Below are 12,384 nucleotides of genomic sequence, written 5' to 3' on the forward strand. Positions count from 1 at the left end.
TAGGTTCGGAACATGACTGACGGGTTCGAGTTCACTCGCGACGGCGAGGTCGCGCGGCTGACGTTCACCAGGCCGGAGAAGATGAACGCGATCACCTACGGGATGTGGTCGGCGATCCCGGACGTTGTGGCGCGGGTCGAGGCGGACCCGGCGATCAAGGTCCTCGTGCTGACCGGCGCGGGCGCGCACTTCTCGGCGGGCGCGGACATCAGCGAGTTCCAGGAGCTGCGATCCACCGCCGACGCGGCCGAGACCTACGACAAGGCCGTCGACGGCGCGGTGGCGGCGCTGACGGCGTCGCGGAAGCCGACCGTCGCCATCATCCAGGGCAACTGCATCGGCGGCGGATGCCAGATCTCGGTCGCCTGCGACTTCCGCTTCGCCGCCGAGGGCGCGCGCTTCGGCATCACGCCGTCGAAGCTCGGGATCGTCTACCACTTCGACTCGACCCGGCAGCTGGTCTCACTGGTCGGCCCGGCGCACGCGAAGTACTTCCTGCTCTCGGGTGAACTCGTCGACGCGCGGCGGGCGCGGGAGATCGGGCTGCTGAACGACGTCTTCCCGGCCGATGAGCTGGAGGCCGCGACCGGGAAGTTCGTCGACACGCTGGCTTCGCGTTCGCAGGCATCGGTGCGCGGGATGAACCGGATCATCGAGAAGATCGTGGCAGGACAGCAGGAATCCGATGCCGAGGTCGACGAGATCCGGCTCGGTGCCCTGCACGGCGAGGACTACGCAGAGGGAGTGGCCGCGTTTCTGGCGCGGCGGCCGCCGAAGTTCACCTACCGCTGAGCGATCCGAGCCGCTTCGCCGTGAAGGCCTCCTTCACTACCTTCAGGGTAGGCAAGGAGGCCTTCACGGACCCGAATCCGGGGCGAACTAGATCTCGTCCCAGGGATTGCTTTCGTACGCTTCGGCGAGGATCCGGCCGGTCTCCGGCGCGAACGGCAGCACGACGTCGTCCACAGATGCCACCGGCCAGCCGATCGACTCCGAGTTGGTCAAGAACATGGCGTCGAACCCCGGCAGATCGGCGGGGCGGACGTCGCGGATCTCCTGGGGGATTCCGTTGCGCTCGAGGCCGCGACGCACGAGTTGCTGGCTGATGCCGTCGAGCACCGGGGCCTGCGGCCAGACCACAGTGCCGCCTTCGAGGAAACCGACGTTCCAGATCGACGCCTCGCTGACCCGGCCCTGGTAGTCGACGAACAGCGCGTCGTCGTATCCCGCCAGCTTCGCCTCGCGCGTGTGGTGGAGCAGTCCGAACGTACCGACGTGTTTGACCTCCGGGAGCACCCGCTCGTAGCGCACGGATCGCAGGCGCAACGATGTCATCTCGTGCTCTCGGGGCGGCCCGATCCGGACGAGGACATCCGGTGCCGCCGGTGCGCCGGGATCGGACCAGTCCAACGCCCGGGAGAAGATCAGCACCCGCACGGACAACGCGTCTTCACCCCGGATGGCCTGCCGTACGTACCCGCGCACCGCCTCGGTGTCGAGGTCGTGGGCGAACATGCGCCGCGTACTCGTCGCGAGACGGCGAAGGTGGACGTCCAGACCGCGGACCTTGCCGCCGCGGACCTGCATCGCGGTGAAGTGGCCATAGCCGAACGCTCCCGCCAGGTCTTCCGACCGGGCGGGAGCGCCGTTGACTTCCAGCTTCACGTCAGGCGTTGACCGTGACGCCGGTGAACTTGACCTCGGTGTTGGGCGGGCCGGTGCCGTCGCCGTTGCCGGCCTGCGCGTTCGCGCCCGCCTTGGCGACCTTGTCGAGCACCTTCAGGCCTTCGTCGGAGATGCTGCCGAAGACCGAGTAGTCCGGGGACAGTTCGGCCTCGCCGTAGACCATGAAGAACTGGCTGCCACCGGAGTTCGGCTGCTGCGTCTTCGCCATCGCGAGGATGCCGCGGCCGTACTTGATCTCCTTGAACGCCTCGTCCGGCATGGTGTAGCCCGGGCCGCCCATGCCGCTGGCCTCGGGGTCACCGCACTGCAGCATCTGCAGGCCGGTGGTGCCGAGCCGGTGGCACTTGGTGTCGTTGAAGTAGCCCTGCTGCGAGAGGCTGATGAAGCTCTGCACGGCACACGGGGCGAGCGCCCGGTCGAGCGTCAGCGGGATGTCGCCCGCGGTGCTCTTCAGCACGACGTTCACCGTGCCGTTCGAGGAGACGTCCTTGCCTTCCGGCTTGTTCACCTTCTTCGAAGCCGGCTTGCTGGTGTCGTCCTTGTAGTCACAGGCCACCGGGTTCGCCAGCGGCGTCGGCCGCTTCGGCATCGGAGTGCGCTCCGTGGGGATAGTGACCTCGGGGGTCGGAGGAGCCGAACTGGGGGAAGCGTCGGAGGCGGCATCGTCACCACTGTTGCTGCTGACGATCCACCACACCGCGCCCGCCACGATGGCGACGACACCGACGACCGCTACCGAGCCGACGATCCTGCGCCGCTTGGCCTGTTCGGCCCGTCGCACGATCTGTCGCTCGAGCTTGCGCTTCGCGGCTTCGCGGCGCTGCTGGTTGGTCGGCACCCGCCCTCCCGGTTTCCACTCGATGTCACACGTCTGAGGTAGCGGGAGTCTATTGGCACAGCCTGTGAGGCCCCCGTACAGGGGCCGCTAGGCTTACTTGATCGTGATCAGGGCCATCCTGTCACCTGTTCGGCGGAAGAACTGAGGAGGCGTTTCGTGCTGGTTGTCGGTTTTCCGGCAGGCCCCCTCGAAGCCAACTGCTACCTGCTCGCCCCTGAAGGCGGCGGGGAGTGCGTGATCGTCGATCCCGGGGAGGACGTCGTCGAACCGCTCGAGGCCGCGCTTTCCACGCACGGCCTGACGCCGGTCGCGATGCTCGCCACCCACGGCCACCCCGATCACGTCGCTTCGGCGGACGAGATCGGTGCGCGCCACGGAATACCTCTCTATCTGCACGAGGCGGACCGGCCACTCCTGGGCCGGGACGCCGGAGAACGGAAGGACGGGATCGTGCCACTCGCCGATGGCCCGCTCGGGCTGGCCGGACTGGAGATCACGGTCTCCGGTACACCGGGGCACACCGCCGGTTCGGTGGTGTTCGGGCTGACCTCCGCCGAGGGCGGCCGGATCGTGCTCACCGGGGACAGCCTGTTCGCCGGTTCGATCGGCCGGTCCGCCGGGGACGGCGCCGAACTCGTGCGATCGCTCGGCGCCAAGGTGATGACGATGCCCGACGACACCGTCGTCCTCCCGGGCCACGGCCCGGCCACCACGATCGGGCAGGAGCGGGCGGGGAACCCGTTCCTGGCCGGGACGGGCGTGTGATGACCGAGCCGACCGGGACCCCGGAGACCCCCGAACGTCTCCCGCTGTTCCACGACGACCCCAAGCTGCGCCGCAGGCGCGGCTGCTCCAGCGTCGCCGGCGTCGTGATCTTCGCGGCCGCGTTCGGCGGGATCGCGGGACTGATCGGCGGTGAGATCGCCGGGCTGGTGGTCGCCGGCGTGATCGCGGTACCGCTGCTCTACGTCATGTTCTACAACCTGCGCCGCCGCGTCTGGCTCGAAAGCGACACGCTCATCGTGCGGACCTGGGGTGTGCGGCGGATCGACCTGACCGCGGCCGAGCGCATCGACCTGGTGATCAGCGACGTGCGCGGCACCCGGACGGTCAGCCTGCTGGTCAACGCCGGCAAGCGTCGCAAGGTCGCGAAGGTCGACCTGGCCGTCTATTCCGGTGCGGGCGGCCGGGAACTGGGCATCCTGCAGCTGCGCAAGCTGGCGAACGCGCTGCTGAACAACACCGAGGCGAACGGCCTGGTGTTCTCCGAACTGCTGGTGGCCCAGCTGAAATCGGAGGCGCGCGGGGACGCGGCGGCGGAGCGGCCGCTCTACCGGCTCGCCTCGGCGGCGCCCGCCGGGAAGTACATCCAGCGGTTCACGATGGAGGCGGTCAGCCGGTTCGTGGCGACGCTGGACTGAAGTTCGCGGGAGACGTTCGGCCTCGTGAGTGTTTAGGACGGTTAGAACCGTCCTAAACACTCACGAGGCTTCGGTGCGGGTCTCCAGCCGCACCTTGATCTCCTCCAGCTGGTAGACGATCTCCGGCAACTCGCCCGCGGCGGCGATCTTGGGCACCGCCTCGACGGCTTCCCGCGTCGAGACGAGCACGCGCCGTGCGACGGCGGTCAGCTGTCTGGGGACGGCGAACGCAGCGTCGAAAACGTCGAACATGGCCCCTCCGATCACGCGGCGAACCTCGGGTGCGGCCTCTTCGTACCCGACTCCGGCCCGTGATCGCGCGGCGGGCTCGCGCTTGTGGTTACAGGGACTCTTGGGGCTCCCGCGAGGCGATCAGCGCCGCCAGCACGGTGGTGACCGGGACCGCCGCGACGATGCCGACACTTCCGGCCAGCGTCCTGATGATCTCCTGCGCGATGTTCTCCGCGCCGAGGATCGAGCCGAGCCCGACTCCGGAAAGCGACGTGTACAGCAGCACCGGCAGCGCCGCCCCCGCGTACGCCATCACGAGCGTGTTGACCGCCGAGCCGACGTGGTCGCGGCCGATCCGCAGGCCCGCGCCGTACAGCTCACGCCAGCCGAGCGACGGATTCGCCCGCCGGAGCTCCCACACCGCGCTCGTCTGCGTCACCGTGACGTCGTCCAGCACGCCGAGCGCGCCGATCACGACGCCCGCCAGCAGCAGACCACGCGCGTCGATCCCGTGCCCGAGCGACCCGATCAGCTGCGAGGTGCTGTCGTCGAGCCCGGTCAGCGACGCCGCGGCCGAGAAGATCGCGGACAGGACACCGATCAGGACCAGGCTCACCAAGGTGCCCAGCACCGCCACCGAGGTTCTCGCGGACAGCCCGTGCGTCAGGTACAGCGCGACGAACATGATCGCGCCCGCGCCCGCGATCGCCACCAGCAGCGGGCTTTCCCCGGCGAGGATCGACGGCAGCACGAAGAACGCGAGCACCAAAAAGCTCAGCCCCAGCGCGACCAGCGCCGCGAGACCCCGCCACCGGCCCAGCACGATCACCGCGAGCGCGAACAGCCCGGCGAGCAGCAGCAACGGCGTACCGCGCTGGAAATCGACGATCTGGAATGACGCCGGGTTCGCGACGTCGCCGCCGTTGTAGGACAGCACCACCTCGTCGCCCGCGGCGAACCGCGGTGTGCTCGGCTCGATGGGAAGCGTCAGCTTCAACGACTTCCCGGCCCCGGGGCCGTCGGTCATCGTCAGCTCACTGGTGAGACACGGCTTCGCGTCCGGCGGCGGTTCGCCGACCTGCACCTGCCCTTCGGCGAGACACGGGCCGGTGATCGTCTTGGCGACCGTCGCGTCCACCGGGGTTCCCTGGGGGAAGACGCTTTTCGCCGGATCCTCGCCCCACGGGTAGAGCACGATCATGCCGACGACGGTGGCGACGGCGAGCGGGATCAGCAGCCACATCAGCAGGAGCCGGACCCGGTGCGACGCGGGTGCCGCCGGCCCGTGGCCGTGCGAATGCCCGTGACCGACCGGTTCGGGCTTCGGTTCCGGGGCGCGACGTCTGCCCGATTCCGCCTGACGCGGCCGCTGTGCCGGGGGACGGGAGTGCCGCGCCCCCTCGGGCGGGGGAGTCCGGCGCGGCGAACGGGACGTTCCGGGCGAACGATCGGACTGGGTGTCCGTTACCCGGCGAATCGGGCCGGTGTCGTCGTCGGAGAGGTCGCGGCGGTTCACCCGCATATCCTCCACAGTCCGCGCCGCGCGCCGCACACGGCCTAGCCGAACGCCTGCCGAAGGTGGACACGGCGATAGGCCGAAGGCGGGGTGTCGAAGTGATCGAGGAAGGCCTGGCGCAGTGTCTCGGTCGAACCGAAACCACATCGCCTCGCGATCGACGTCAGCGGGAGTTCGGTGCCGCACAAGAGTTTCGCGGCGTTTTCGGTCCTCGCCGCCCGCACGTACCTGCTGGGCGTGGTGCTCAGGTGGGCGTCGAAGAGCCTGGTCAGCTGCCGGGTGCTGATCCCGGCCCGTTCGGCGAGGACGGCGGTGCCGAGATCGTCGGCCAGGTGCTCCGCCACGTACGCGGTGATGTCGCGGACGAGCCGGTTCTCGGGCGGCGGGCCGGACAGGAACATGCTCACCTGCGCCTGGTTGCCCGGCCGCTGCAGGTAGGTCACCAGCATGCGGGCGACCTCCCTGGCCACGCTCGGGCCGTGGTCGGCCTCGACGAACGCGAGGGTGAGGTCGATCCCGCTGGTGACCCCCGCCGCCGTGTAGACGTTGCCGTCGCGCACGTACAGCGGCACCGGATCCACGTTCACCTGCGGGTAGCTCGTCGCGAGCCGGTTCGCGAACCGCCAGTGCGTGGTGGCGCGCCGCCCGTTGAGCAGCCCGCACGCGGCGAGGACCGTGGCGCCGGTGCACACCGAAGCGACGCGACGGCTCTGCTGCGCGAGCCTGCGGACATGGGTGACGACCCTCTGGTCGGCGGCGGCCGCCTCGTGCCCGGTGCCGCCCGCGACGATCAGCGTGTCCAGTTCGCCGGTCACCTGGTCGAGCCGGTGCTGGGCCTGCAGCGTCAGCCCGGACTCGCAGCGGATACCGCGCCCGTCGACGCTCGCGAGCATGATCTCGTACCCCGGCTTGCCGCCGAGTTTGGTCGCGGCGTCCAGGACGTCCGACGGACCGGCGATGTCGAGCAACTCGGCGTTGCTGTAACCGACGATCAACACTCGTCTGGGTGAACCCGGCATGATCGAACGCTACCAGTAGTGCCCGGCCGTCGGACGTTGTTCGCAGGAATCCGGACATCCGGGCCACCGCGGTCCCGCGCCTGCGACACCGTTGTCCCATGACAGACGACAAGAAGACGATCGCGTTCGTGGTGTACCCGGGGATGACCCCGCTGGACATGGTCGGGCCGCTGACCGTGCTGGACGGGATGGCGAGCACGGCACAGGAGTACCGGACGGTCGTGGTCGGTGAGACGAAGGACGCGGTCACCACCGACAACCCGCTGAAGCTCGTGGCGACCCACACCTACGACGAAGTCCCGTCGCCGTACGCGCTGCTCGTGCCCGGTGGCGCCGCGCCGACGCTGAAGGCGCTCGCCGACGAGAAACTGGTCGGGTACCTGCGGACCGCCGCGGCGAACGCGGAACTCGTGACCTCGGTGTGCACGGGATCGCTGCTGCTGGGGCAGGCCGGACTGCTGAAGGGCCGCAAAGCCGCGACGCACTGGATGTTCCGTGAACTGCTGGGCGCTTTCGGCGCGGAGCCCGTCGCCGAGCGCTGGGTCGAGGACGGGAACGTGATCACCGCTGCCGGGGTGTCGGCGGGAATCGACCTCGCGCTGCACCTGGTCGAGCGGCTCGTCGGCGCCGAGATCGCCCGGACGATCCAGTTCGTCATCGAATACGACCCCGAGCCGCCGCAGGGCCCGCTCGACTGGTCGAAGCGGCCGTACGGGGATCTCAAGCCTCTTCTGGAGCACACGTTGAACGAGGCACTCGCGGACGAGCCCGCGTTGCGGGACAGGCTGCTCGCGCACACCGGGAAGTAGAAGGCGGCCATCCGGGTGAGAAGTCGCTGTCACGGGGACGGCGCCGGGTTACATTCTGGGTCATCCGTCCAGGTGATAGGTGGTTCGTGGAGTTCAAGGTGCTCGGCCCGCTCGCGGCCTCGGTCCCGCTGCCTTCGGCGGCTCAGCCCCGCCGGGTGCTCGCGGTGCTCCTGGCCAGGCCGAACGAGTTCGTCCACCGGGACACCCTCGTGGACGAACTCTGGCCGCAGGGACCGCCGTCGAGTGCCGCCGCGGTCGTGCAGATGGCGGTCTCCAAGCTGCGCAAGGCGTTGTCCACCGGCGTGCCGGTGGACGACGTCCGGCAGCGGCTGCGGTCCGGCCGGAGCGGCTACCGGCTGACCGTCTCGGACGGGGAGCTGGACGTCACGGCATTCTCCGAACTGACCGCCGCGGCCGCGAAGGCGACCGGTGCCGAGCGCAGGGTGTTGCTCGAACGGGCGCTGGGGTTGTGGCGTGGCCGGGCCTTCGCCGACGTTCCGGCCGGTCCGCTGGTGGAGGCGCACCGGCTGTGGCTCGAGGACCAGCGGTGTTCGGTACTGGGCAAGCTCGTGGAGCTGGAACTGGCGGCCGGTGACCACAAAGCGGTCGCCGACCGGCTGGGACCCGAACTGGCCACCCGGCCGGGTGACGAGCGCCTGGCCGGGTGGCTGGCCGAGGCGCTGCACGGGCTCGGGCGGCGGGACGCGGCGCTGGCCGCCCTCGACCGGTGCCGTCAGGCGTTGTGGGAACACGCCGGTGTCTCGCCGGGGGAGGACCTGCTCGCGGTCCGTCGCCGGATCGCGGGCACCGGCTGGTCCGCGGGCGGCGGCGCGCCGTGCCGTCTGCCGCCGGCGACGCCGGATTTCACCGGCAGGACCAGGGAACTGGCGGACGTGGGACGCGCGCTGCGCGGTCCGGCGCCGGTCGTGCTCCATGGCGCGGCGGGGTCGGGGAAGAGCGCGCTGGCCGTCCAGGCCGCGTGGCGGGTGCGCAAGCGGTTCCCGGACGGTCAGCTCGTCGCCGATCTGCGTGAAACCGGCGACGTGCTCGCCGGTTTCCTCCGCGCGCTCGGCCTCGCCGAAGCGGAGATCCCCGCCGACCGGGCGGGGCGGATCTCGTTGTGGCAGAGCCACACCGCGGACCGGCGGCTGCTGGTGATCCTCGAGAACTGCCGGTCCGAGGCCGAGGTGCGGCCGCTGCTGCCGAGCGGCCCCGGCTGCGCGGCGATCGTCACGACGCGGCGGCGGCTGGCCGGGCTCGTCGGCGCCAGGCCCGTCGAAGTCGGCGCGCTGCCCGACGCGGAGTCACGGGACCTGCTCGGCGCGATCGCCGGAGAGGCCCGGTTGTCCGCTGAACCCGAAGCCGTCCGCCGGGTGCTGGCCTGCTGCGACGGTCTCGCGCTGGCGGTGCGGGCCGCGGGAATGAAGCTGCTGCAGCGGCCGAGGCTGAGCGTCGCCGAGTGCGCGGCGCGCCTGGAGAACGAGCGCCTGCGTCTCGACGAACTCGCCGCCGGTGACCTCGCCGTCCGGCCGGTGCTCGCCGACGCCCTCGCCGAGCTGTCGCCACGACAGCGGGAATCCTTGCGATTACTCGGTTTCCCCGGTGCCACCGAGTTCGCAGGCTGGTTCGCGGCCGCCATGCTCGGCCGTTCGGCCGTCGAGGCGGCCGAACTGCTCGATGAACTGGTGGACGACCACCTGCTGCAGGCCGAGCCCGATCGAATGGGCGTCCTCCGGTACCGGCTACCGGGCCTGATCCGGCTCGCGCTCCGGGAACCGCCGGATCCGGGAGCCCTCCGACGCGCGCTGACGGTCATGGCGGCGTCGGCCGAACACGCTTCCGCCGCCCTCGGCGCCAAGTACCCGCCGTCTCGGCGAGCGGACGTCCCGGCGGCGGTTTCGGACCGCGTCGCGGCCGACCCGATCGGCTGGCGTGACGTGGAATCCGCGAACCTCGCGCTCGCCGTCCGAACCGCGAAGAACCACGGTTGGACCGAGCTGGCCATGCGGCTGGCCGACGCCTACAGCGATCTAGTCGGCCCGAGGAAGGGCGGATCTCCGGCGTGGCTCGGGTTCGGCATCGTGCGTGATCGTGTCGATCTTCCCGCGGAGGCGGGGAAACTGCTCAAGCTCGGGCACGCCCACGCCGACGCGGGGGATCTGGCGCGGGCGCGGACCTGTTTCTCGTTGGCGGAGGGCAGGTTCCGCTCCGTGGGTGACCATCCGGGCACCGGGGTCGCGCTCATCGCGCTCGCCGACGTCGACGCGGACTCCGGGCGGACTGGCGCGGCGGTCCGCGCGCTGCGAGAGGCATTGGACCTGTTGCGGGATTGCGGTGACCTCGCCGGGCAGGCGACGGCGTCGGCCCAGTTCGGCTCGCTGTGGGACGACCTCGGCGAATTCCGCCGGGCGAAGGAATGTTTCGACGCGAGCCTGCTGCTCGCGCTCCATTGTGAGGACGGGCGGCAGCACGACAGGTCCGCCAAGCGGTACGCCGACGTCCTGCGCCGGAACGGCCGCATGGACGAGGCAGGCGAGCTGCTGACGAGCGCGCTGATCGGCACGCGCAGCTCGCGTGAACGCCATTGGGAGGCGCACGTCCTCCGAAGCCTCGGCGATCTCCACGCGAAGACCGGTGACGCGGGGGAGAGCGAACGATGCCTCTCGCGGTCGCTGGAGCTGTTCGAATACGTCGGGCACCGGCATGCCGCCGCCTATACGCACCGGAGCTTCGGCGAATCGCTACGCCTGGCGGGTGAACACGGCCGCGCCGCCGAGCACCTGAGCCTGGCGATGAGCACCTTCCGTGACCTCGGAGACCGCCGGGGCGGTGGATACGCCCTGCTCAGCTTCGGGCGTCTGCGGGCCGACGAAGGCGTCGCGACCGAAGCCGCCGAAGGGCTCCGGACCGCGGCGGGGCTGTTCCGGGAACTGGGCTTCCCGGTGTGGGAATTGCGCGCGCTCAAGGACCTTTCCGCCGTGGATCAGAGCGGACGCCAGCGGGACCGGGCTCGTGAAGCCTTGACGAAGATCCGCTTCGGGGCGACCTCGGCCTAGCCCGGGGGACGACCGCCGGCCGCGGCGTTTGGCGAAGTTATGGCACCGAAGTGTTGACTCCGGCTCAAGTGAGCGGACTTCGCGCCGCCCCGGATTAGCGGCACTGGGGGTGGCGGCGCGTACTCGTGGCCGGGTGACGCCTTCCGAGGGCAGGAGGCGTCACCCGGTTCGACTGCTAGGACCGGACGTGCAGAATCGCGTCCGCGTCGTTCAGGATCCCTTGGTCGAGCGGGAAGTAACCCTGCCGCGGGGTGAGGTCGGTCCGGACGCTCGCGGGCGGGACTTCGGATGCGGTGAGCAGGCCCCAGTCCGTGGTGACGTGCTTCTGAAGGAACCCTTCGTAGGTATCGGGCTCCGGCTCCTCAAGCGCTATGGCCTCGCTTCGGCCGAGGCTCGTCGCGACGAAGACGTAGCGGTCACCGAGCAGCGGAGCCACCAGCGCACCGGCGGGGAACCAGGTGGTCTCCGTCCCCGCCACCCGCATCGTGCTCGCCTGGCGGCGCAGGTGCAGATTGTGGGCGAAGACCAGCGTCCGGCCTCGGCAGGCTTCGGAGGCGCGGATGTCCAGCAGGTTCCGCGCCATGATGGCGTCCCTGGTCGCGACGAGGGGCGCGTAGCGCTCGTGCGGCTCCAGCGGTTCGGCGCATTGCCGGTGATAGCGCAGCAGATCGATGCCCGCCATGAGGTGGATCTCCGCCCGCGACCAGTCGTCCGTGACCGGTTCCGGTTTCCGAGAGCGGAGCGCGGCGAGCAGGTCGGCCGCGATCGCGCGCAGCCGGTAGGCGTCGGCCGTGGCACCGGGCGACGAAGCCGCGTCCATGACGGCTTCCGTGCGGCCCCAGCGTTCGTCGTCGCCCGCCGGGCCCGCGATGTCCACGTCGAAGCCAAGGAAATCGCGGGCGTACTCGAGGTAGGGCCGCGGGCTGGGCGCGGAAGTGTTCTCGGTCTGGGTGTCGAAGCCGTGGAACGAAAGCCGCTCCTCGGGCGGCCGGTTTTCGTTGAACTCGCGCATCCAGGCGATCAGTCGCCTATTCGCCTCCACAGTGCCGAAGACGTGCGAGAAGCCTTCGCTCATCGCGAGGTCGAGGGTTCCGGTGCCATCCCGGACGAAGTCGTTCGCGACGAGCGCGGCCACGCGATCCGTTTCGAGGACGATCGAGCGGAAGCCGCGGTCGACCAGCTGGGCGAACAGCGCGTTGCGGACGTCCGCGAAGACCGGGGTCGCGTGCGTCGGCTCGCCCAGGGCGAGCAGGTCGCAGGAGGGGGTCACGAAGTCTCGGATGTCTTGACTCATGAGATTCAAGCGTATCGTTGATTCTTCGGTTGAAACTTCGGTCGCTCTCTCCTGGCGACCTGTCTCAGAAGCTTCAAACGTGGCGTCAGGATGTCTGTCCGTGAAGGCCTCCATCCCTACCCTGAAAGTGGGGAAGGAGGCCTTCACGGACTCGACGATCGTCACGTTCGCCCCACCTGCGCCCAGCGGCGCGTGAATGACCCTTCCCTCGGCTCAGCCGAGGAAACTCGACCTTCGCGCCTTCCGCAATACATGAAGGGGTCCGTCAGGTACCTAGGGCGCCGGAACGTGGAGGGTCACTGCCGTGAGTGGCAAGGACGGTTAGAGCGCAATGTCACGTGGCTTAAGTTGATCGTGGATGGGGGTCTTGGTCGTAAGCGGTGAGGATTGCCGCAGGTCACGCGCTCGGTTGTCCTGGCAGACGGGAGCCGACTGCGTTCACGAGGGGGTCGTGGGGGGGGGTTTTGGTTTTGGCCCCCCAACACCACCCCCCACCCCCCCCCCCCCCCCCCCC

Annotated in this window: 11 protein-coding genes; 5 read left to right on the plus strand and 6 right to left on the minus strand. The window is 70.0% G+C overall.

Features of this window, described 5'->3' with window-relative positions; translation table 11 throughout:
* Positions 1-12: 12 nt before the first annotated feature.
* Complete coding sequence (locus tag AC069H_RS20175; protein WP_478233385.1) at positions 13-792, plus strand: enoyl-CoA hydratase/isomerase family protein; 780 nt, start codon at positions 13-15, stop codon at positions 790-792.
* An 87-nt stretch (positions 793-879) separates the two neighbouring features.
* Here the strand turns inward: AC069H_RS20175 and AC069H_RS20180 are convergent, their stop codons facing one another.
* Both AC069H_RS20180 and AC069H_RS20185 read right to left on the minus strand, forming a co-directional pair.
* Positions 880-1,665 carry an aminotransferase class IV family protein gene (locus AC069H_RS20180; protein ID WP_478233386.1) on the minus strand — a complete coding sequence of 262 codons (786 nt, stop codon included), beginning with the start codon at positions 1,663-1,665 and terminating at the stop codon, positions 880-882.
* A gap of 1 nt (position 1,666) precedes the next feature.
* Positions 1,667-2,524: a peptidylprolyl isomerase gene (locus tag AC069H_RS20185; RefSeq protein ID WP_478225951.1), complete on the minus strand. Its 858-nt coding sequence runs from the start codon at positions 2,522-2,524 to the stop codon at positions 1,667-1,669.
* Positions 2,525-2,680: 156 nt separating this feature from the next.
* On the opposite strand from AC069H_RS20185, the gene AC069H_RS20190 reads away from it, so the two are divergent.
* On the plus strand, positions 2,681-3,289 hold the full coding sequence (locus AC069H_RS20190; RefSeq protein WP_478225952.1) for an MBL fold metallo-hydrolase: 609 nt from the start codon (positions 2,681-2,683) through the stop codon (positions 3,287-3,289).
* Positions 3,289-3,945, plus strand: coding sequence for a hypothetical protein (locus AC069H_RS20195; protein ID WP_478225953.1), 657 nt, complete (start codon positions 3,289-3,291; stop codon positions 3,943-3,945). The genes AC069H_RS20190 and AC069H_RS20195 overlap by 1 nt, the downstream gene beginning before the upstream one ends.
* Positions 3,946-4,005: 60 nt before the next feature.
* On the opposite strand, the gene AC069H_RS20200 is transcribed toward AC069H_RS20195, so the two are convergent.
* From AC069H_RS20200 to AC069H_RS20210, 3 genes are all read right to left on the minus strand, one after another.
* Positions 4,006-4,197 (minus strand): hypothetical protein, encoded by a 192-nt coding sequence (locus AC069H_RS20200; RefSeq protein WP_478233387.1) that lies wholly within the window; start codon positions 4,195-4,197, stop codon positions 4,006-4,008.
* Between the two features lie 88 nt (positions 4,198-4,285).
* Positions 4,286-5,692: a YibE/F family protein gene (locus AC069H_RS20205; RefSeq protein ID WP_478233388.1), complete on the minus strand. Its 1,407-nt coding sequence runs from the start codon at positions 5,690-5,692 to the stop codon at positions 4,286-4,288.
* 41 nt (positions 5,693-5,733) lie between these two features.
* A complete protein-coding gene (locus AC069H_RS20210; protein WP_478225955.1) occupies positions 5,734-6,711 on the minus strand; it encodes a GlxA family transcriptional regulator in 978 nt (325 codons plus the stop codon).
* Between the two features lie 98 nt (positions 6,712-6,809).
* Here AC069H_RS20210 and AC069H_RS20215 point away from each other — a divergent pair, with 98 nt between their 5' ends.
* The gene (locus AC069H_RS20215; RefSeq protein ID WP_478233389.1) at positions 6,810-7,520 is read left to right on the plus strand and encodes a DJ-1/PfpI family protein; all 711 of its coding nucleotides are present in this window, start codon (positions 6,810-6,812) and stop codon (positions 7,518-7,520) included.
* An 86-nt stretch (positions 7,521-7,606) separates the two neighbouring features.
* Entirely contained in the window at positions 7,607-10,576 is a 2,970-nt protein-coding gene (locus AC069H_RS20220; protein ID WP_478233390.1) for an AfsR/SARP family transcriptional regulator, read from the plus strand.
* 175 nt (positions 10,577-10,751) lie between these two features.
* Here AC069H_RS20220 and AC069H_RS20225 read toward each other — a convergent pair whose 3' ends face one another.
* Entirely contained in the window at positions 10,752-11,870 is a 1,119-nt protein-coding gene (locus tag AC069H_RS20225; RefSeq protein WP_478233391.1) for an erythromycin esterase family protein, read from the minus strand.
* Positions 11,871-12,384: the final 514 nt, after the last annotated feature.

The sequence above is a fragment of the Amycolatopsis sp. NPDC043887 genome (assembly GCF_056435665.1).

What these genes read in the sequence shown, in the direction of transcription:
- AC069H_RS20200 (WP_478233387.1), bottom strand. Translation starts at nt 4,197, where the DNA reads ATGTTCGACGTTTTCGACGCTGCGTTCGCCGTCCCCAGACAGCTGACC.
- AC069H_RS20175 (WP_478233385.1), top strand. Translation starts at nt 13, where the DNA reads ATGACTGACGGGTTCGAGTTCACTCGCGACGGCGAGGTCGCGCGGCTG.
- AC069H_RS20210 (WP_478225955.1), bottom strand. Translation starts at nt 6,711, where the DNA reads ATGCCGGGTTCACCCAGACGAGTGTTGATCGTCGGTTACAGCAACGCC.
- AC069H_RS20195 (WP_478225953.1), top strand. Translation starts at nt 3,289, where the DNA reads ATGACCGAGCCGACCGGGACCCCGGAGACCCCCGAACGTCTCCCGCTG.
- AC069H_RS20215 (WP_478233389.1), top strand. Translation starts at nt 6,810, where the DNA reads ATGACAGACGACAAGAAGACGATCGCGTTCGTGGTGTACCCGGGGATG.
- AC069H_RS20225 (WP_478233391.1), bottom strand. Translation starts at nt 11,870, where the DNA reads ATGAGTCAAGACATCCGAGACTTCGTGACCCCCTCCTGCGACCTGCTC.